Genomic DNA, 19,562 nt, shown 5'->3' with positions numbered 1-19,562 from the left:
CTCCACAACCTGGCCCTCACTGGATAACTCACACCCCATACGGGACAACCTCTAGCCGACGGTTTCGGTGACGTCCAGAGGACCTCTGCCGCCCCAACCGTCTTACCAGGCACGGGAGATGACTCACATCACTCGTGTGCATGAAACGCGGTGACCGAGGTCACTCGGAATCCGTGTGCACGGATCGGCCGGTTCCAGCGTCTCTTCCAGTGTCCGGCCCCATCCGACCGGCACCCGTCACGTCGTCGTCGCAAGGGAGCAAGGCGTTGTCCACCGTCATCGAGCAGCCCGTAGAGGCCCGCCTGGTCGCCGCCGCACCTCGGATGCCGAGCATCCCCGCCACGCTGCACTACGACCGCAGCGACCCCTTCGCCGTCCGGATGACCTTCCCGGCACCGGCCACCCTGGAGGGCGTGGAGGTCTGCTGGACCTTCGCCCGCGAGCTGCTCGCCGCGGGCCTGGACGACGCCGAGGGCCACGGCGACGTCCGCGTGCGCCCGTACGGGTACGACCGCACGGTGCTGGAGTTCCACGCCCCCGAGGGAACCGCCGTGATCCATGTGCACTCGGCGGAGATCCGGCGCTTCCTGCGGGCCACGAGCGAGCTGGTGCCGGCCGGCCTCGAGCACCTCCAGCTCGACCTCGACCACGACCTGGCGGAGCTGATGCGGGACGCCTGCTGATCCGCCGACGCGGGCGGCGCGATTAATCCTTTGACACCGCCCCCGGCCCCTTCTACCGTCTGAAACGGTCCTGTTGCCGCCGATTGGAGAAGGACGTTGCTCGTCTGAGGTCCTGAGACACCACGCCACACGTGCACACGTGTGGACGCTGCGTGCGACCTCGGCGTTCGAGCCGTCCTTGCGCAACAGGGCTTTTGGCATGCCCCCGCGCTTCCCGCTCCCACGCCCCCGCTCCCGCGGTGGTCACCGCCCTCCGGTGTCTCGACACGTGCTGCCCCTGACCGCACACACCACCGCGAGGCCCGTTTTGAGTCATTCCATCACCTGTTCCTCACTCGCCTTCTCCTGGCCCGACGGCACCCCCGTCTTCGAGGGCCTCGACGCCGCCTTCGGCTCCGGCCGCACCGGACTGGTCGGCGTCAACGGCTCCGGCAAGTCGACCCTGCTCAAACTGATCGCCGGACGGCTCACCCCGTCCGACGGGTCGGTACGGGTCGCCGGCGAGGTCGGCCACCTCCCGCAGAACGTCACGCTCGACACGGCGCTCAAGGTCGACGAGGCCCTCGGTATCGCCGCCCGGCGGGCCGCGCTGCACGCCATCGAGGCGGGCGACGCCTCCGAGGAGCACTTCGAGACCCTCGGCGACGACTGGGACGTCGAGGAGCGCGCCCTGGCCACCCTCGGCGAGCTGGGGCTCGGCCACATCGGCCTCGACCGCACCATCGGCGAGGTGTCGGGCGGCGAATCGGTCCTGCTGCGGCTGGCCGCGCTGCTGCTGCGCCGCCCGGACGTCCTGCTGCTCGACGAGCCCACCAACAACCTCGACCTGTACGCCCGCCGGCGGCTGCACGCGGCCGTCGCGTCCTGGCCCGGCGTGCTGATCGTCGTCAGCCACGACCGGGAGCTCCTCGACCTGGTCGACCAGATCGCGGACCTGCACTCCGGGGAGATCACCTGGTACGGCGGGAACTTCTCCGCCTACGAGGAGGCCCTCGCCACCGAGCAGGAGGCCGCCGAACGCATGGTGCGGGTCGCCGAGGCCGACCTGCGCAAGCAGAAGCGCGAACTGACCGACGCCCGGGTCAAGCTCGCCCGCCGCAAGCGGTACGGGCAGAAGATGTGGGACCAGAAGCGCGAACCGAAGATCGTCATGGGGGCGCGCAGGCGCGCGGCACAGGAGTCCGCGGGCAAGCACCGCATCCTGCACGAGGAACGGCTGGCCGAGGCCAAGGAGCGGCTCGACGAGGCGGTCGAGGCCGTCCGGGACGACGACGAGATCCGCGTCGACCTGCCGTACACGGCCGTCCCGCCCGGCCGGGGGGTCCTCACCCTGATGGACCTGGAACTCGCCCACGGCGCGCGCGTGGCGGGCGGTTTCGAGCTGCACGGTCCCGAGCGGGTGGCCCTGGTGGGGCGCAACGGCGCGGGCAAGACGACGCTGCTGCGCACGATCGCCGGGGAGCTGGCGCCGGTGGCGGGCGAGGCGCACGCGCACGTGCCGCTGCGTTTCCTGCCGCAGCGGCTCGACGTCCTGGACGACGGGCTGACCGTGGCCGAGAACGTGGCGCGGTTCGCGCCGGACGCCACGCGCAACCGGATCCGGGCACGGCTGGCCCGCTTCCTGTTCCGGGGCGCCCGCGCGGACCAGAAGGCGGGCACCCTGTCCGGCGGTGAGCGCTTCCGGGCGACGCTGGCGGCGCTGATGCTGGCCGAGCCGGCCCCGCAGCTGCTGATGCTGGACGAGCCGACGAACAACCTGGACATGGCGAGCGTGCGCCAGCTCACCACGGCCCTGGAGTCGTACGAGGGGGCGCTGGTCGTGGCCAGTCACGACCTGGCGTTCCTGGAGTCGATCGGCGTCACCCGCTGGCTGCTGCTGGACGGGGAACTGCGGGAGACGACGGCACAGGAGGTGATGGACCCGGCGTAGGGCCGCGGGTCTCAGGAGAGGCACAGCACGGCGCCAGGGGTTTTGTCCCGGTGGACCGGGGCTGCATGATGGCTGACCGGTGCCACGACCGAAGGCGCCGGCAGGGCCGTCCGCGGCGCGATCCGCCGGGCAGGCCCTGCGCCCCCGCCGATTCGGAGACCTGGACGTGCCCAGCAAGAAGGCCCTGATCCGTCGCCCCAGCCCGCGCCTCGCCGAGGGCCTGGTGACGCACGTCGAGCGGGAGAAGGTCGACGTGGAACTCGCCCTGGAGCAGTGGGAGGCGTACGCCGAGGCGCTGCGGGCGCACGGCTGGGAGACCGTCGAGGTCGACCCGGCCGACGACTGTCCGGACTCCGTGTTCGTCGAGGACACGGTGGTGATGTACAAGAACGTCGCGCTGATCGCGCGCTCCGGCGCGGAGTCCCGGCGCGACGAGGTGGCCGGGGTCGAGGAGGCCGTGGCGCGCCTGGGCTGCTCGGTGAACTGGATCTGGGAGCCGGGCACGCTCGACGGCGGCGATGTGCTGAAGGTCGGCGACACGATCTACGTGGGCCGGGGCGGGCGCACCAACGCGGCCGGCGTGCAGCAGCTGCGGGCCGCCTTCGAGCCGCTGGGCGCGCGGGTGGTCGCCGTACCGGTGAGCAAGGTGCTGCACCTGAAGTCGGCGGTCACGGCGCTGCCCGACGGCACCGTGATCGGGCACATCCCGCACGTGGACCGGCCGTCGCTGTTCCCGACCTTCCTGTCGGTGCCCGAGGAGGCCGGCGCGCACGTGGTGCTGCTCGGCGGCCCGAAGCTGCTCATCGCGGCGAGCGCGCCGAAGACCGCGGAGCTGCTCGCCGACCTCGGTCACGACCCGGTCGTGGTGGACATCGGCGAGTTCGAGAAGCTCGAAGGCTGTGTGACATGTCTCTCGGTGCGACTGCGGGAGCTGTACGCCTGAATGGGTGAATCGATCACCTTTACGGCCCTGGGACCAGCGGTTCCCGGGGCGCTTTCGCATGCCCGGATTTTCCCGGCGGAACCTGGTTGATCAGCGGACTTTACGGCGAACTTAACCTACGGCTTCGTAACCTACGGGTTCGTAGCCTACGATCCCGTAAGTTCCGGCGTCCGCCCGCCGGAGTGTTCGACTCCGTTTCGCGTCCCCCTGGAGTACCCCGTGACGATCACCTCCCCTCACCTCGGCAGCCCCGCCGTCTGGACCGACGCCAAGCTGCTGTACGCACTGGAGGAAGTGGTCGAGAAGGAGCTCAACCGGCATCTGAAGGTCACCAAGGACTGGATGCCGCACGAGTACGTCCCGTGGAGCGACGGCCGCAACTTCCCGGGCTTCTTCGAGGACGGCGAGGCCTGGGACAAGGAGCAGTCGAAGGTCACCGAGATCGGCCGCATCGCGCTCGTGGTGAACCTCCTCACCGAGGACAACCTGCCCAGCTACCACCACGAGATCGCCTCGCTCTTCGGCCGCGACGGCGCCTGGGGCACCTGGGTGCACCGCTGGACCGCGGAGGAGGGCCGGCACGGCATCGTGATGCGCGACTACCTGCTCGCCTCGCGCGCGGTGGACCCGGACAAGCTGGAAGCGTTCCGCATGCAGCACATGAGCGAGGGCTTCGAGTCGGACAACCGGCACTCGATGCTGCACTCGGTCGCCTACGTCGCCTTCCAGGAGCTGGCCACCCGCGTCTCGCACCGCAACACCGGTCACCAGTCCGGCGACCCGGTCTGCGACCGCATGCTGGCGCGCATCGCGACCGACGAGAACCTGCACATGGTCTTCTACCGCAACCTGCTGAAGGCCGCGTTCGAGCTGGCCCCCGACCTCACCATGCAGGCCGTGCGGGACGTCCTCGTCAACTTCCGCATGCCCGGCCACGGCATGCCCGGCTTCGAGCGGTTCGCCGCGCAGATGGCGATCGGCGAGGTCTACAACCTGCGCATCCACCACGACGACGTCATCCAGCCCGTGCTCCGCTTCCTGAAGGTCATGGAGATCGACGGCCTCGGACCCGAGGGCCAGAAGGCGCAGGACGAGATCGGCCTGTACATGGGCGGCCTCGACTCGGAGGCGTCCAAGTTCGACGAGAAGCTGGCCGCGCGCAAGGCGCGGATGGCGGCCCGCGCCGCGGGCTGACCGGACGCACGCCCGGCGCGCCCGCGCGGAGCCCGCACCCGCGCGGGCGGCCCAGTCGCGGGCGGCCCAGTCGCAGCGGCCCACGCGCGTGGCCGACCGGTCGGCCACGCGCGCGTACCCGCTCCGCGAGAGCGCGCACGGCCCGCCGAGGCACTGCATGCACGGCTCGCACAGGGGACCGATTTCCCGGTGCGGGCCGTTCGCCGTCTGCGGCATCATGCCGCCATGCGCCACAGTGACACGGTCCAGCAGGCCCTCGGCTTCCTGCTCGGTCTGACCGACGAGGACACCGCCGCCCGGATCCGGGCGCGCGCGGGCCTGCCTGCGCCCCAGAGCCCCGAGGCGGCCCGCCTCCGGCTCGAAAGCGTATGGACCTGGCGGCAGCGCGTCCCCGTCTCCGTGGTGCTGTGGGTGCTGGAGCAGGACGACCCCGCGCTCAACGCCGTGGTCTGGCACCACCTCGACACGGACGCCGGCCTGCGGCGCGCAGTCGCCCGCGGGGTGCCCTTCGGTCCCGGCCGTACGGAACCGGTGCCGGTGGGCCCCGGACGGCTGCCGGGCGGGGAGCCCGCGATCCCGGAGAGCTATGTCCGCCTCGGCCTGGTCGGCGCCCTGCGGGCCGCCGCCACCATGCCCGCCGCCCGCGAGGCCGGATCCATGGTGCTGACCCGGGACGACTGGGCGGCGGTCGCGGCGGCGGACGCCGAGCACCCGCTGCCCGGCTACACCCGCTGGGTGCTGTCCGTACGGCCGGACTGCCCGCCCGCGCTGCGCGCGCGGTTCGGTTCGCACCCCAAGTTCACGCACCGGGTTCGGCAGGCGGGCGTGCTCGCCGGCCCGGCGGACTACGCGAGGGACCACGGCCCGGCCGCACACGTCCTCGAGGTCCTGGCCCTGGGCCGTCTGATGTTCCCGACCCGGGTCCGCGACGCCGAGGACGCCCTGCGCCCCCTGGTCCAGGACCACCTGGGCGACCGCGAGGAGGCGTGGGCGGTGCTGGCCCAGATCGCCGGGACGTTCCACGGGACGGCCCCGGAGCTGGTGCGGACGGCCGGCGCGATCGCCTGAGCGCCCGGGGGCGACGGCGGGGCGGGGCGAGGGGGCGGGGCGGCTGGATTCGAACCAGCGTGCTCTGGTTTTGGAGACCGGTGCGCCTGCCTCTGCGCTACGGCCCCGCCCTTGCCGCCGAGCGTAATGCCTTGGCCCGTTGTCGGTGGGGCCTGGTACCAATGAGCCACGGGGTAAGCACGGCAAATGGGGCACGGGGGGGCGGGACATGGCGTACGGGGAGCCGGAGCGGCGGCGTCTTGCGGTGGTGGACCTCGCCGACCGCAGAGCGCTGGAAGCGTACCGTCCGGCGGATCCGGAGGTCGTCGAGGAGGCGCGGCGGCTGAAGGAGGCCGCGCTGCTGGACTTCGGACTGACCGAGTCCGCGGTGGCGTCCTGGCTGTACGCCAAGTGCCACCACCAGATCCCGACCACGGCGGTGGACACGGCGGCCGTGGTGGCCTCGGGCGACGGCAGCTGCCTGCTGCTCTACAACCCGGCGTTCTTCGTCGGACTCGGCCTGGAGGGCGTCAAGTTCGTCCTGTTCCACGAGGCCCGCCATCTCGTTCACCGGCATCTGCTGGCCGCCCCGGAACTGCGCGAGGACCCGGTGTTCGAACTGGCCGCCGAGGTGTCCATCAACCATGTGGCGCTGGTCAGGCTCGGCCGCGAGAGCCTGCCCCTGCTGAACGGCAGGCCGACGGGCGTCGACCCGCGGCGGGTCTACGACGCCTACGTCGAGGATCTGACGGCCCATGGGCTGGAGCCGGTGGCCCACCAGGCGTTCACCGAGACGGATCTGCGGGTGTACGGCGAGCTGAAGCGGATGCGGCACCCGCCGGTCCCGGAGCCACGGCTGTGCCTGCACCTGGCGGACGGCGGGGTCCCCGCCGACCAGGAGACCGTCGACGCGGTGACGTCCTCGGCGCTGCTCAACTCCCTGCTGGCGGCCCGCCGGGGACACACCGGGGCGGAGCGTGAGCTGCTCGACCTGATGGGCCGCACCGAGGGCGACTCGCCGCGGGCCGCCCGGCTCTGGGGCCGGCTCGGGGCCGGCATGCTGCGCGGCGAGACCCCGCGCACCCGGACGGTCGACTGGTGGCAGCGCTGGCTGGTCGACGTGCTCGGCTCGAAGCTGCGCGACGGCGAGCGGCTGGTGTACCCCAAGAAGCGGGGCGCGCTGCTCGCGGCCCTCGGCCAGGACCCGATGCTGGCGCGGCGCGGCCCGGTGCGCGAGAAGGTCCTGGTGATCGCCTACGACACCTCGGGCTCGATGCCGGACCACGTGGTGGGCTGGCTCACCGAGCTGGTCGGCCGGATCGACGGGGTGGAGGCGCACTGGCTGTCCTTCGACGCCGTGGTGATGCCCTTCGGACCGGGCGAGCGCGTGTACGGCGGCGGCGGCACGAGCTTCCAGGCGGTCGCCGACCACGTGGAGGGCCGCACGGAGGTGAACGGCCGCCGCTTCGACGTACGTCCGGACGCGGTGATCGTCCTCACCGACGGGTACGCGCCGCCGATCACCCCGAGGGAGCCCGACCGCTGGATCTGGCTGATCACCGAGGGCGGCAGCGACTGGCCCGAGACCCACACCCCGGCGATGGCCTGCCATCGCGTGACCACAGGATCGCGGTAGATGACCACGGAATCGCGGCACATGCCCACCGACGCACGGCAGTCGCCCGCCTCACGCCTGGAGTCCTTCATCGACGCGATGATCGACATGGGGCAGACCGGCCAGGTCTTCGGCGAGCACGGCATCGGCAAGACGGCGACGTTCTTCTCGCACATCGGGCGCGCCCACCCGGACACCGCCCTGGTGTACGTGCCCGCGGCCAATCTGACGCCGGACGACCTGCTGGTCAACGCGCCCGTGCGGGACCCGCGCTCCGGTGAACTGGTGCTGCGGCAGCTGGTGATGGGCCAGCTGAAGCCCGGGCGGCCGTTCGTGCTGCTCATCGACGACTCGCTCCAGGCGGGCGACACCATCCAGTCGCAGCTGATGCAGATCGCCTGCGACTGGACGCTCGGGGAGCACAATCTGCGCGCACTGGGCTGTGTCGGCGTCTTCCTCACCGACAACGAGTCGTCGGCGGAGACCTCCGCCCGGCGCGGCGATCTCGCGCTGCTGGACCGCATGGTCACGCTGCGGATCACGGCGAACGACACCTCCTGGCGGCGGCACCTCGCGGCCACGTACCGGCCGTGGGACCTGGGCCCGGTGTTCGCCCTGTGGGCGTCGCTCCCGTCGGCGGTGCGCGAGCTGCTCTCCCCGCGCACCCTCGACCACATCCTGGCCAACGCGCGGGAGGGGTTCCCGCTGCGCTGGGGCCTGCCGCTGATCGACGGCGAGCGGCTGCGGCTGGCCGAGCCGGGCCCGGACGGAAGGCCCGGGCCGAACCGCACGGCCGAGATCCTCGACCGGATCGCCGCGGCGGTGGGCGCGGCCAATCCGCCGACCGTCCCGGACCCCGTGCGGCAGGTGGTGAAGGCGGCGCTGCGCAACCGCTGGACGGTGCTGCTTCAGGGGCCGCCCGGCTGCGGCAAGACGGAGCTGGTGCGGGAGACGGTCCGGGAGGGGCTCGGCCGGGACGCGCTGTACTTCTCCCTGCCGGTGACCAACGTCGAGGACCTGTGCGCGCCGGTGCCCTCGCCGGACGGCACCCTGGACAACCTCCTGGCCTCGAAGTTCACCGGCCCGGAGCCCAAGGCCGTCGTGTGGGACGAGTACAACCGGCCCAAGGACAAGGCCGCGTTCGCCAAGCTGATGGAGATCACCCAGGAGTGGTCGCTGGCCGGGCGGCGGATCGAGAACCTGCGGGCCCAGGTCGCCGTGCAGAATCCGCCGTACCACCTGGGCCGCAAGCTGCTGGTGTCGCGGAACAACATCGCGCAGGCGACCCGTTTCACGGCCTCGCTGGAGGTGGCGCCCGAGGACATCCCGGCCAACGAGTGGCTGCTGGCCCGGTACGGGTCGGACGCCGAGACGGTGCTGGAGTGGTGGAAGCACGACATCGACGAGGAGGGCCGGGCCTGGATCACCAAGCGGACGCTGGAGCGGCTGATCAAGCTGCACCGGCGCGGGCTCCCGCTGGAGATGGGCCTGGTCTATCTCGGCGACGGCGAGTACGCGCCCGTGCCGCTCGGCGCCCTGATCGACCGTCTCCGGGGCCGCCCGGTGACGGGGCTGCGGGAACTGGCCCGTGCCGCGGACCAGTGGGAGGCGCGGCTGCGCCGGGCCGCCGAGCACTCCGCCGAGGGCGGCGACGACAGCGATGTCGTCCACCAGATCCTCGCCAACGCCGAGCTGTCCCAGCTGCGCAAGCACCGCGCGGTGGTGGCACGCCTGGTGGCCCATCTGCCGGCGAAGCTGCGGGCGACGTATCTGGTGGGGGCGTCGCAGCAGCAGGAGCGGTTCTGGATCGAGGTGTTCACCGGGATACGGCGCTGAGGCCGGCGACGGCTACCGGGGCTTCGGCGCCGGGGCTTCGGCGCGGGCCCTTCAGTCCGTGTCCTGCGCCGGGGCCGTGCGGTGCACGCTGCGGACGGCGGCGACGTCGGCCGGTACCGCCGGGGGCGGCAGGTGGGCGCTGAGCGCGGTCAGCCGGCGTTTGATGCTGGTGGCGACGCCCTGGCCGAGGACGAAGCGGGTGGCCGTGGTGGCGTGCGGCGCGTGGTCGAGGAGGCGGTGGGCCTCACGGCTGCGCAGGCCCGTGTGGCGCAGGACCAGATGGGTGAGGCGGTGCTCGGTGGCCGCCAGGGCCTGCCCGATGGTCTCGGCGGCGGCCAGGTCGAGCCGGTTGTCGGCCGCGCCCAGCACGCCCGCGGCCCGGACCCGGCCGAGATCCAGCAGGGTGACACCGGCCGTGGCGGCCGTGGCGGCCAGCCGGGCGGCGGCCCGGGGTCCGATGCCGTTGCTGGCGACGGACAGCCGGGTGAGCCGTCCGTACGGGGCCCGGTCCAGGGCCTCGGCGAGGCGGCGGGCGCCGACGTCGCCCAGCCGGGCGGCGGAGACGTACAGTTCGTCGATCGCGCCCGCCTCGACGACCGCGGCGAGGGCCTCGGCGCCCCGCTCCCCCAGCGGGTTGCCGCCGACGAACAGCCGCTCCACACGGCGCCCGTGGCCGGCGGCGGCCAGCAGCGCGTCGGCGAGCACGGCGACACCGGCCGCGCCGAGACCGGTCTGGACGAGGTCGAGGGTGCGCAGCGTCCGTACGGACTCGACGAGTTCGGCCGCCGCACGGCCCCCGCCGCCGCCCAGCGGGTTGCGCTTGAGCCAGACACCGGTGACGACCTGTGGCGAGGCGCGCAGCTGGTCGGCGATCCGGCAGGCGCCGCCCGCGGTGATGCCGTTGCAGCCGAGGTAGAGCGTCTCGACCGGCGCGTCGGTGCCGGCCACGGCGGCGGCGCCGTCGTCGCCGAGCGCGTCGGTGCCCAGCAGCAGATGCCGTACCGGCGAGGGGCCGTCGGCGAGGGCCTCGGCGACCAGGGCGGCGCCCCGGGCTCCGAGGCCCTGCTTGCACAGGTCCAGACGGCCGTCGGGCAGTGCCGTACCGGCGGCGAAGTCCAGCCGTTCCCCCGCCGGACGCCCGGCGCGCAGCCAGTCCAGCAGCGGCGCGAGGTCGGCGAGCGGGCGGGGCACGACGGACGGCACTCCGGCGAACCCCGCCGGCCCGGTCTCCGGCTCGGTCCCGGGTTCGGTCCCGGATCCGGAGCGGGCCTCCGCGTGCTCCTCGCTCACCACTCGGCCTCCCGGTAGTCCTTGAGAAACACGCCCGACACCGGGTCGCCGGCCTCGCCGCGCACGATCGGGTCGTAGACGCGGGCCGCTCCGTCGACGATGTCGAGCGGGGTGCGGAAGCCCGCGCCCGCCATGCGGGACTTCTTCGGGGCCGGGTTCTCGTCGGTGATCCAGCCGGTGTCGACGGCGCACATGTGGACGCCCTGGACGGCGAGTTCGGCGGCGCTGGTGCGGGTGAGCATGTTGAGGGCGGCCTTCGCCATGTTGGTGTGCGGGTGTCCCGGCATCTTGTTGCGTACGGCGAACCGGCCCTCGACGGCGGTCACGTTCACGACGTAGCGGCGCGGACGCGGAGAGGCGAGCAGCAGCGGCAGCAGCCGGTCGCAGAGCAGCGCGGGCGCGAGGGCGTTGACGAGCTGGGTCTCCAGGACCTCGGCCGGGTCGAGCGCCCCGAGCCGGGCCGACCAGGAGTTCTCCGGGGCGGGGTCGGGCAGCAGACCGGCCTCGTCGGCCTCGCGGAGGACCGCGGGCAGGGATCCGGCACCGCTCGCCAGCATCCGTACCGGGGCGAAGCCCGGCGCCTGCCGCGCTCCCTCCGGCAGCGCGTCGTACTCCCCGGCGGCCAGCAGGGCGTACGACTGCGGGGGGCGGCGCACGGTCTGGGCGGCGTTGTTGACGAGGATGTCGAGGGGCTCGCCCTCGGCGCGGAGTTCCTCGCACAGGCCGAGCACCTGGCGCGGGTCGCGCAGGTCGACGGCGAGGACGGTGAGCCGGTCCAGCCACTTCTCGCTGCCCGGCGCGGCGCGGAAGCGGCGGACGGTGTCGTGCGGGAAGCGGGAGGTGACGAGGAGTTCCGCGCCGTCGCGCAGCATCATCAGCGCCAGCTGGAAGCCGATCTTCACCCGGCCGCCGGTGAGCAGGGCCCGGCGGCCGCTCAGCTCGGTGGCGAGGGCGCGGCGGGCGGTGTTGTCGGCGGCGCAGTCCGGGCAGAGCCGGTGATAGAAGGTGTCGACCTGTCGATAGGGGGACTTGCAGACGTAGCAGGTGCGGGGCCGGTGGAAGACGCCGCCGTGCCCGGCGTCCGCGAGGGGTGCGTCCTCCCGGCGGTCCACGGCGCCGGTCGCGGTCGCGGCCATCGCGGCGGCGTCGGCGGCCGACATCTCGGCGCCGCGCGTCCTGCGCCGCCGGAGCCGTCCGTCGCGGGCGAAGGACGCGGCGACCTGCTCGGCGCGCAGCCGTACGGGATCGTCGACGGGCAGGGCCCGCAGCTTGCCCACGATCTGGTGGAAGGCGGCCAGTTCCGCCTCGGTCACCGGTCCGGGGACCGCCGTCCCCGTGTCGTCCTCGGTGACCGGCGGGCCGGCCGCCGCCCCCGTTGTGTCCTCGCCCATCCGTCCCGCCCCGTGCTCGCCGTTCTCGTGGTCCCGACCGGATTCGAACCGGCGTATCCGCCCTGACAAGGCGGCGAGTCTGCCTCTGCTCTACGGGACCCCGTCGCGCCCGGACGACCGGATTCGAACCGGCGTATCCGGCTGGGCAAGCCGGCGCGACTGCCTCTGCGCTACGTCCGGTGGCGCCCCCGGATCCTAACCGCACCCCCGCGACGCGGTCGCCCGGATTTCCGCCGGGCCGGATCGGCGCCGGCCATCAGCGCGCACGTCGTATCTGCAACCGTTCCTTCTCCGAGAGGCCGCCCCAGACGCCGAAGCGCTCGTCGTGGGCGAGAGCGTAGTCGAGGCAGGCCGCGCGCATCTCGCACATGCCGCAGATGAGTTTCGCCTCCCGCACCGAACTGCCGGGCTCGGGGAAGAAGAAGTCCGCCCCGGTCTGCGCGCACAGGGCCTCCCGCTGCCAGGTGAGGTCGGGAGTGGGGATCGTGTCCGTGTACATGGCGAGGATCGTGCCGTGCGGCGAAAAACGTTCGATCAACGCCGCATATACGTGGCGCCGCGGGCCCTCCGGCCACCCCGATGGTGGCCTCCCGCGGTGCCGGTACGCACGGCGGCGCGCGGAACGCGCCGGAACGCGCCGGAACCCGTGGGAGATCGGCCGTGACCGACGGTGACGGCGGGGCGGGCCGGGCCGGTGGCCGCATTCCGGCGGCGCTTGTCAGTGGGCGATGCGAGACTCGGCAGTGCAGGCAACGGGACCCTTGTGAGGAGGGCGAAGATGCTCACCACCCGTTTCGTCGACGGCGCTCCGAACTGGATCGACGTCGGCACGTCCGACATCGACGGCGCCGCCGCCTTCTACGGTGCCCTGTTCGGCTGGCGGTTCGCGTCGGCGGGGCCCGAGGCCGGCGGCTACGGCTTCTTCCAGCTGGACGGGAAGACCGTGGCGGGGGGTATGCAGACCATGTCCGAACAGGGCCCGCCGGCGTGGACGGTGTACTTCCGGACGCCGGACGCGGACGCGACGGCCCAGGCCGCCGAGCGGGCGCACGGCGGGGTGGTGTTCGCGCCGATGGACGTGCTGGGCGAGGGCACGATGGCGATCCTCACCGACGAGGCCGCGGTGCCGTTCGGCCTCTGGCAGCCGGGGCGGACCGAGGGGGTGGACCTGGCGGGCGATCCCGGTTCGCTGTGCTGGGTCGAGCTGTACACACCGGACATCGCGGCGGCGGCCGCCTTCTACCACGCGACACTGGGCCTGGAGACGTTCGCCGCGGCGTTCCCCGGCGGCACCTACACCTGTCTCAACCCCGCCGGCCTGGGCGAGGACGCCGCCTTCGGCGGGATCGTGCCGCTGGCCGACGATCCGGTCGAGGCGCGGTCGGGTGCCTACTGGCTGCCGTACTTCGAGGTCACGGACGTGGACGGGCTCGTCGCCCGCGCGCAGGAGCTGGGCGGCACGGTCCGGATGCCGGCGGCGGACGTGAAGGGCGTCGGCCGGCTGGCCCGGCTGGCCGACCCGTACGGGGCGCGCTTCGCGGTGATCAAGAGCGCGCCGCAGCAGTCCTGAGGCGTCCTGAGGCGTCCTGAGGCGGACGGGCGTCCCGCCGCGGCGGATGCGTGCCTCCCCGCGCGTTCAGGCCGAGGCGCGGCGCACCAGGGTGGTCGGCAGGACGACGCCGGCCGGGGGGTCGTCGGTGCCGCTCGGGTCGAGGCGGCGCAGCAGGAGGCGGGCCATGATCCGGCCCATCTCCTCGATGTCCTGACGGACCGTGGTCAGCTGCGGGTCGGTGCCCTCGGCGACGGGCAGCATGTCGTCGAAGCCGACCACGGCGACGTCCTCGGGCACCCTCCGCCCCTGTTCGCGCAGGACCCGCAGGGCGCCGGAGGCGGCGAGGTCGTTGGCGGCGAACACGGCGTCCACGTCGGGGCGGCGGGCGAGGAGTTCCCGCATCGCGCGCTCGCCGCCGCCGGGCGTGAAGTCGCTCTCCACGACGAGGCGCGGGTCGGCGTCGCCCCGCACGTCCCGGAACCCCTGGAGCCGGTCCGCTGCGGAGGTCTGGTCGAGGGGGCCGGTGATGTGCGCGATACGGGTGCGGCCGAGGCCGGCGAGATGACGGACGGCCTCGCGGGCGCCGCCCCGGTTGTCGCTGTCGACGAACACCACGCCCTCGTCGCCGTCGTGCCAGCCCGGGCGGCCGCCGAACACGGTCGGGATCCCGGCGCCCCGGATGAGTCCGGGCAGCGGGTCGTCGAGGTGCAGGGAGAAGACCAGCGCGCCGTCGACATGGCCGCCGGCCAGGTAGCGGGCGACGCGGGCGTGGTCGTCGCGGCCCTCGGTGAGCAGCAGCACCAGCTGGTTGTCGTGGGCCGTCAGTTCCTTGCTGATGCCGCGCAGCTGGAGGGCGAAGAAGGGGTCGGCGAAGACCCGGGTCTCCGGTTCGGCGATGACGACGGCGACGGCGTCGTGACGTCGTGTCACCAGGCTGCGCGCGGCCTGGTTGGGCACGTACCCGAGTTCCTCCACGGCCCGCCGCACCCGCTCCACGAGCGGCTCCCGGACACCGTCCCCGCCGTTGACGACCCGTGACACGGTGGCCCTGGAGACCCCGGCCCGGGCAGCCACGGCCTCCAGGGTGGGGCGCGGCGCGGTCTCGGTCACGTCGGGGCTCCTCCTCGGTGGATGCGGATCAGGATAACTCCGGGAGTCGGGGGAGGTGAGAGCGCTCTCGCGTGTGGGGGCGGAGCGACCGGGTCGGGGGCGGGAGCGCGGGTGTCCGGGGGCCGGAGCCCTTGTGCGGGGAGGGTGCCGTGCCCCCTTGAGGAGGCGGGCCGGAGCCCGGGTGGCGGGGGCCGGAACCCCGTACGGAGACGGCGCCGGACCCCTCCAGGGAAGGCCGAACCCTCGGCCTCCTACGCCTCCTTCTCCCGTCGTGCCCGGCTCGGCTGGACCCGTTTCGGTTCGCCCGGCATCTTCGGGTACTCCGGCGGATACGGCAGGTCGCCCAGACCGTGCTCGTGTTCGTCGCGGCGGGCCAGGTCGAGGAGGGCGTCGAGGGAGAAGGCGTGGTCGTCCATGTCGGCGTGGACGTCGCCGAGTTCGGCGAAGCGGGCGGGCATGGTCGCGATGTCGAAGTCGCGGGGGTGCGCCTCGCCGACCTCCTCCCAGCGCAGGGGCGCCGAGACGGGGGCGTACGGGCGGGGCCGTACCGAGTAGGCGGAGGCGATGGTGCGGTCGCGGGCCGTCTGGTTGTAGTCCACGAAGATCCGCTCGCCCCGCTCCTCCTTCCACCACTTGATCGTGACCTGGTCCGGCATCCGCCGCTCCATCTCGCGGCCGACGGCGATGGCGGCGCGCCGCACCTGGGTGAAGGTCCAGCGGGGTTCGATCGGCACGAAGACGTGCAGGCCGCGCCCCCCGGAGGTCTTGGGCCAGCCGCGCAGGCCGCCGAACTCGTCGAGGACGGCGCGCAGTTCGTGCGCGGCGCGGACGGCGTCGTCGTAGTCGGTGCCGGGCTGCGGGTCGAGGTCGATACGGAGTTCGTCGGGGCGGTCGACGTCGGCGCGGCGCACCGGCCAGGGGTGGAAGGTGAGCGTGCCGAACTGGGCGGCCCACAACACCGCCGCCTGCTCGGTGGGGCACATCTCGTCGGCGCTGCGCCCGCTGGGGAAGGTGATGTGGGCGGTCGGGATCCAGTCGGGCATGTTCTTCGGCGCCCGCTTCTGGAAGAACGACTCGCCGGTCACCCCGTCGGGGTAGCGCTCCAGGGTGGTGGGGCGGTCGCGCAGGGCGCGCAGGATGCCGGGGGCGACCGCCTGGTAGTAGCGGGCGACGTCCAGCTTGGTGAAGCCGCGCTCCGGGAAGAAGACCTTGTCGGGACTGGACAGCCGTACGCTCCGGCCGCCCGCCTCCAGTTCCACCGCGTCACCCATGCGAGCCACGGTAGGCGTAACCCCTGAAGCACGCATACCGGGCGATCCGGGCGGGGCGGGCGCAGAATCGGACCATGGATCTCCCGGTGATGCCGCCCGTGAAGCCGATGCTCGCCAAGTCGGTGGCGGCGATTCCGCCGGGCATGCAGTACGAGGCGAAGTGGGACGGCTTCCGGGCGATCGTGTTCCGTGACGGGGACGAGGTCGAACTGGGCAGCCGTACCGGAAAGACGCTGACCAGGTACTTTCCCGAGCTGGTGGAGGCGTTGCTGGAGCGGGTGCCCGAGCGGTGCGTGCTGGACGGGGAGATCGTGATCGCGCGGGAGGGGCGGCTGGACTTCGACGCGCTCACCGAGCGGATCCATCCGGCGGCCTCCCGGGTGCGCACGCTCGCGGAGCGGACCCCGGCGTCGTTCGTGGCGTTCGACCTGCTGGCGCTGGCCGACACCGCGCTCGTCGACGTCCCGCTGACCGACCGGCGGGAGGTGCTGGCCAGGGCCCTCGACGGGGTGACTCCGCCGGTGCATCTGGCGCCGGCGACCACGGACGTCGAGGTCGCGCGGCGGTGGTTCGAGCAGTACGAGGGCGCGGGCCTGGACGGGGTGATCGCCAAACCGCTCACTCTGCTCTACCGCCAGGACGAGCGCGCCATGTTCAAGGTCAAGCACGAGCGCACCGCGGACGTGGTCGTCGCCGGCTACCGCTTCCACAAGAGCGGGCCGGTGGTCGGCTCGCTGCTGCTGGGCCTGTACGACGGCCGGGGCGCCCTTCAGCACGTCGGGGTGTCGGCGGCGTTCGCGATGAAACGGCGGGCCGAACTGGTGGAGGAGCTGGAGCCGCTGCGGATGGCCGACGCCGAGGGCCATCCGTGGGCGGCCTGGTCGGACGAGTCGGCGCACGAGTCGGCACGGCTGCCGGGCGCGCCGAGCCGCTGGTCGGGCAAGAAGGACCTGTCGTGGGTGCCGCTGCGGCCGGAGCGGGTGGCCGAGGTGGCGTACGACCACATGGAGAACGGGGCCCGGTTCCGGCACACCGCCCGCTTCCGCCGCTGGCGCCCGGACCGTACGCCCGAGAGCTGCACGTACGGGCAGCTGGACGAGCCGGTGCGCTACGACCTCGCGGAGATCCTGGGGACGCCGCCCGGGTCGTGAAGCGCCCCGTTCACGGGGTCATCAGGATCTTCACCGCCCCGTCCTGCTTGCGCTGGAACATCTCGTAGGCGTGCGGTGCCTCGCTCAGCGGCAGCCGGTGGGTGGCGAAGTCGTCGACGCCGAGCGGGTCCTCGTCGGTGAGGTAGGGCAGGATGTCGTCGCTCCAGCGGCGCACATTGGCCTGGCCCATGCGGATCTGGAGCTGCTTGTCGAACAGGGTGATCATCGGCAGCGGGTCGGCCGTGCCGCCGTAGACGCCGACCAGGGAGAGCGTGCCGCCGCGGCGCACCAGGTCGATGGCGGTGTACAGGGCGGCGAGGCGGTCGACGCTGAAGCGTTCGGCGAGCGGGCCGGCGACCTTGCGCGGCAGCAGGGCGGCGGCGCTCTGGACCATACGGGCGGCCGCGCTGCCGTGGGCCTCGGTGCCGACGGCGTCGATCACGGCGTCCGGGCCGCGGCCGTCGGTCTCGTCCTGGATCACGGCGACGAGTTCCTTCTCGCCGTCGAAGGCCCGCAGGTCGTGCGTCCGTACACCGTGGGCCTCGGCCCGGCGCAGCCGCTCGCCGACGAGGTCCACTCCGAACACCTGGCCGGCGCCGCGCACCTGGGCGATCCGGCAGGCCATGTCGCCGACGGGGCCGAGGCCGAGCACGGCGACGCTGCCGCCCTCGGGGACGTCGGCGTGGGCGACGGCCTGCCAGGCGGTGGGCAGGACGTCGGAGAGGTAGACGAACCGGTCGTCGGGCGGGCCCTCGGGGACCTTGATCGGCCCGAACTGGGCCTGCGGGACGCGCAGATACTCGGCCTGGGCGCCGGGCACCGCGCCGTACAGCCGGCTGGAGCCGAACATCGCGGCGCCCATGCCCTCGCCGGTGACCTGGGTGGTCTCGCACTGGGTGGGCAGGGCGTTGAGGCACATCCAGCAGTCGCCGCAGGCGATCTGGAAGGGCACCACGACCCGGTCGCCCGCCCTCAGATCGGGGACGCCGGCGCCGACCTCCTCGACGACGCCCATGGGTTCGTGGCCGAGGATGTCACCCGGGGTCATGAACGGCGTGAGCACCTCGTAGAGGTTCAGGTCGGCACCGCACAGCCCGGTGGACGTGATGCGGATGACGGCGTCCGTCGGTTCCTGGACCGCCGGGTCGGGCACGGTGTCCACCCGGACGTCCCGCTTCCCCTGCCAGGTCACTGCCTTCATGGTGCCGCGCTCCCTCCGCGGGGCCCGGTCCGCCCGGCGGGTCCGGGGATCGGGGTCCCGGGTACCGGATGCGGCACCGGGTACCCGGGCGACCCGCCCCGCACACACCACGCGGACCTCGGACACCACGCACGCCGCACCACGCAGACCTCGCACACCTCGCACACACCACGCAGCCCTCCCACGCCTCGCACCCGACACACCTGGCAGCCCCGGCACGCCTGGCACACCCCCGGCACACCGCCTCCCGGTGAGAACCACCCCGCCCGCAATGGCGCACACCAGTCGGACAAGCGCACAATCAAGACACGGAACGGGGGTCCCGCATGGTGGTGGACGAACGACGCGCGAGACGGACCGTGGCGGCGGCGGTGCTGGCCGCCACGGTGACGCTCTCCCTGGCGGTGGGCTGCACGACGTCCTCGGGCCCCCCGCCGACGGACGACAGCCGGAGCGCGGACCGGCAGCCGTCCCCCACCTGGCCCGCGCCCCCGACCGGCCCCGCTCCCACCACGGCCCCGGTCGTCGGCCCGGTGCTCGCCGTGAAGATCGACAACGCCCCCGCGGCCCGGCCGCAGACCGGACTGGACTCCGCGGACCTCGTCTACGTCGAGCAGGTCGAGGGCGGGCTGAGCCGGCTGATGGCGGTGTACGCGACGAACACACCGAAGGCCGTCGGTCCGGTGCGCAGCGCCCGCGAGTCCGATCTGGAGCTGCTGCGCCAGTTCCAGGAGCCGGTGCTGGCCTTCTCGGGGGCGCAGAGCAAGCTGCTGCCGCTGATCGACCGGGCGCCGCTGGACGCCGTGACGCCCACCGACGTGTCCGGCGCCTACTACCGCGGCACGGGCCGGCCCGCCCCGCACAACCTCTATGTGCGTCCGGCGCGGCTGCTGCCCTCCCTGCCGGGCGCGGCCGGGCTGACCACCGGCTTCCGCTTCGGCCCCGCGCCCGACGGCGGCACGCCCGAGACCTCGCGCACCGTGCGCTACCCGGCGGCCCGCTTCACCTTCACCTGGTCCGGGGAACGGGACCGCTGGCTGGTCTCGATGGACGGCACGCCGACGGTGACGCCCGACGGCGCGCGGGTGGCCCCGGCCACCGTGGTCGTGCAATACGTGACCGTGCGCAGATCCGGCTTCCAGGACTTCCTCGGCAACAACACGCCGTACACCGAGACGGTCGGCTCCGGGCGGGCGGAGGTGCTGCGCGGGGGCCGGTCCTACGACGTGACCTGGACGCGTCCGACGGCCCTGGACGGCACGCGGTTCACGACCGCGGACGGCACCCCGGTCGATCTCGCCGGGGGTCAGGTGTGGGTGGTGTTCGCGAAGGCGCCCCGGGCGTGACG

General features: G+C 73.3%; 16 protein-coding genes and 3 tRNA genes. 10 read left to right on the top strand and 9 right to left on the bottom strand.

Features of this window, described 5'->3' with window-relative positions; translation table 11 throughout:
- Positions 1-266: 266 nt before the first annotated feature.
- From ssgD to IE275_RS34710, 5 genes are all read left to right on the top strand, one after another.
- Positions 267-683: a spore wall synthesis regulator SsgD gene (gene ssgD, locus IE275_RS34730; RefSeq protein WP_189716611.1), complete on the top strand. Its 417-nt coding sequence runs from the start codon at positions 267-269 to the stop codon at positions 681-683.
- A 307-nt stretch (positions 684-990) separates the two neighbouring features.
- Positions 991-2,613: an ABC-F family ATP-binding cassette domain-containing protein gene (locus IE275_RS34725; RefSeq protein WP_229870897.1), complete on the top strand. Its 1,623-nt coding sequence runs from the start codon at positions 991-993 to the stop codon at positions 2,611-2,613.
- A 166-nt stretch (positions 2,614-2,779) separates the two neighbouring features.
- Positions 2,780-3,556 carry a dimethylargininase gene (gene ddaH / locus IE275_RS34720; RefSeq protein WP_189716609.1) on the top strand — a complete coding sequence of 259 codons (777 nt, stop codon included), beginning with the start codon at positions 2,780-2,782 and terminating at the stop codon, positions 3,554-3,556.
- A gap of 219 nt (positions 3,557-3,775) precedes the next feature.
- Complete coding sequence (locus IE275_RS34715) at positions 3,776-4,750, top strand: acyl-ACP desaturase (RefSeq protein ID WP_189716608.1); 975 nt, start codon at positions 3,776-3,778, stop codon at positions 4,748-4,750.
- Positions 4,751-4,975: 225 nt separating this feature from the next.
- Positions 4,976-5,818 (top strand): hypothetical protein, encoded by an 843-nt coding sequence (locus tag IE275_RS34710; RefSeq protein ID WP_189716607.1) that lies wholly within the window; start codon positions 4,976-4,978, stop codon positions 5,816-5,818.
- A gap of 33 nt (positions 5,819-5,851) precedes the next feature.
- On the opposite strand, the gene IE275_RS34705 is transcribed toward IE275_RS34710, so the two are convergent.
- Positions 5,852-5,927, bottom strand: a tRNA-Trp gene (locus tag IE275_RS34705).
- 99 nt (positions 5,928-6,026) lie between these two features.
- Between IE275_RS34705 and IE275_RS34700 the strand changes: the two genes are divergently transcribed.
- Positions 6,027-7,433, top strand: coding sequence for a vWA domain-containing protein (locus IE275_RS34700; protein ID WP_189716606.1), 1,407 nt, complete (start codon positions 6,027-6,029; stop codon positions 7,431-7,433).
- Positions 7,434-9,248 (top strand): MoxR family ATPase, encoded by a 1,815-nt coding sequence (locus IE275_RS34695; RefSeq protein WP_189716605.1) that lies wholly within the window; start codon positions 7,434-7,436, stop codon positions 9,246-9,248. It abuts the gene before it with no gap.
- Between the two features lie 51 nt (positions 9,249-9,299).
- On the opposite strand, the gene IE275_RS34690 is transcribed toward IE275_RS34695, so the two are convergent.
- From IE275_RS34690 to IE275_RS34670, 5 genes are all read right to left on the bottom strand, one after another.
- Complete coding sequence (locus IE275_RS34690; protein ID WP_229870894.1) at positions 9,300-10,538, bottom strand: leucine-rich repeat domain-containing protein; 1,239 nt, start codon at positions 10,536-10,538, stop codon at positions 9,300-9,302.
- On the bottom strand, positions 10,535-11,929 hold the full coding sequence (locus tag IE275_RS34685; protein ID WP_229870892.1) for an SDR family NAD(P)-dependent oxidoreductase: 1,395 nt from the start codon (positions 11,927-11,929) through the stop codon (positions 10,535-10,537). Before IE275_RS34685 ends, IE275_RS34690 begins: the two co-directional genes overlap by 4 nt.
- A gap of 28 nt (positions 11,930-11,957) precedes the next feature.
- A tRNA-Asp gene (locus IE275_RS34680) sits at positions 11,958-12,029 on the bottom strand.
- Positions 12,030-12,037: 8 nt separating this feature from the next.
- Positions 12,038-12,109: transfer RNA gene (locus IE275_RS34675), tRNA-Gly, on the bottom strand.
- Between the two features lie 76 nt (positions 12,110-12,185).
- Positions 12,186-12,428: a WhiB family transcriptional regulator gene (locus IE275_RS34670; RefSeq protein WP_189716604.1), complete on the bottom strand. Its 243-nt coding sequence runs from the start codon at positions 12,426-12,428 to the stop codon at positions 12,186-12,188.
- A 279-nt stretch (positions 12,429-12,707) separates the two neighbouring features.
- Here IE275_RS34670 and IE275_RS34665 point away from each other — a divergent pair, with 279 nt between their 5' ends.
- Positions 12,708-13,499: a VOC family protein gene (locus tag IE275_RS34665; protein WP_189716603.1), complete on the top strand. Its 792-nt coding sequence runs from the start codon at positions 12,708-12,710 to the stop codon at positions 13,497-13,499.
- Positions 13,500-13,565: 66 nt separating this feature from the next.
- Here IE275_RS34665 and IE275_RS34660 read toward each other — a convergent pair whose 3' ends face one another.
- Together IE275_RS34660 and ligD are read right to left on the bottom strand one after the other, a co-directional pair.
- Positions 13,566-14,591, bottom strand: coding sequence for a LacI family DNA-binding transcriptional regulator (locus IE275_RS34660; RefSeq protein ID WP_189716602.1), 1,026 nt, complete (start codon positions 14,589-14,591; stop codon positions 13,566-13,568).
- A gap of 251 nt (positions 14,592-14,842) precedes the next feature.
- Entirely contained in the window at positions 14,843-15,862 is a 1,020-nt protein-coding gene (ligD, locus tag IE275_RS34655; RefSeq protein ID WP_189716601.1) for a non-homologous end-joining DNA ligase, read from the bottom strand.
- 74 nt (positions 15,863-15,936) lie between these two features.
- Between ligD and IE275_RS34650 the strand changes: the two genes are divergently transcribed.
- Positions 15,937-17,013, top strand: a complete 1,077-nt coding sequence (locus IE275_RS34650; protein ID WP_189716600.1) for an ATP-dependent DNA ligase — start codon at positions 15,937-15,939, stop codon at positions 17,011-17,013.
- Between the two features lie 10 nt (positions 17,014-17,023).
- On the opposite strand, the gene IE275_RS34645 is transcribed toward IE275_RS34650, so the two are convergent.
- Positions 17,024-18,214 (bottom strand): alcohol dehydrogenase catalytic domain-containing protein, encoded by a 1,191-nt coding sequence (locus IE275_RS34645; RefSeq protein WP_189716599.1) that lies wholly within the window; start codon positions 18,212-18,214, stop codon positions 17,024-17,026.
- Positions 18,215-18,540: 326 nt separating this feature from the next.
- On the opposite strand from IE275_RS34645, the gene IE275_RS34640 reads away from it, so the two are divergent.
- Positions 18,541-19,560 carry a DUF3048 domain-containing protein gene (locus IE275_RS34640; RefSeq protein ID WP_189716598.1) on the top strand — a complete coding sequence of 340 codons (1,020 nt, stop codon included), beginning with the start codon at positions 18,541-18,543 and terminating at the stop codon, positions 19,558-19,560.
- The last annotated feature ends 2 nt before the right edge of the window (positions 19,561-19,562 follow it).

The organism is Streptomyces phaeofaciens, assembly GCF_014648915.1.
Taxonomy (GTDB): domain Bacteria; phylum Actinomycetota; class Actinomycetes; order Streptomycetales; family Streptomycetaceae; genus Streptomyces; species Streptomyces phaeofaciens.
The sequence above is the reverse complement of the archived record's forward strand: the minus strand, read 5'-3'. Positions and strand labels throughout refer to the sequence as shown.

Bases quoted from the DNA above. Each gene is read 5' to 3' on its own strand.
- IE275_RS34710 (WP_189716607.1), top strand. From the start codon at position 4,976: ATGCGCCACAGTGACACGGTCCAGCAGGCCCTCGGCTTCCTGCTCGGT.
- IE275_RS34700 (WP_189716606.1), top strand. From the start codon at position 6,027: ATGGCGTACGGGGAGCCGGAGCGGCGGCGTCTTGCGGTGGTGGACCTC.
- IE275_RS34695 (WP_189716605.1), top strand. From the start codon at position 7,434: ATGACCACGGAATCGCGGCACATGCCCACCGACGCACGGCAGTCGCCC.
- IE275_RS34685 (WP_229870892.1), bottom strand. From the start codon at position 11,929: ATGGGCGAGGACACAACGGGGGCGGCGGCCGGCCCGCCGGTCACCGAG.
- IE275_RS34670 (WP_189716604.1), bottom strand. From the start codon at position 12,428: ATGTACACGGACACGATCCCCACTCCCGACCTCACCTGGCAGCGGGAG.
- IE275_RS34665 (WP_189716603.1), top strand. From the start codon at position 12,708: ATGCTCACCACCCGTTTCGTCGACGGCGCTCCGAACTGGATCGACGTC.
- ligD (WP_189716601.1), bottom strand. From the start codon at position 15,862: ATGGGTGACGCGGTGGAACTGGAGGCGGGCGGCCGGAGCGTACGGCTG.
- IE275_RS34650 (WP_189716600.1), top strand. From the start codon at position 15,937: ATGGATCTCCCGGTGATGCCGCCCGTGAAGCCGATGCTCGCCAAGTCG.
- IE275_RS34645 (WP_189716599.1), bottom strand. From the start codon at position 18,214: ATGAAGGCAGTGACCTGGCAGGGGAAGCGGGACGTCCGGGTGGACACC.
- IE275_RS34640 (WP_189716598.1), top strand. From the start codon at position 18,541: ATGGTGGTGGACGAACGACGCGCGAGACGGACCGTGGCGGCGGCGGTG.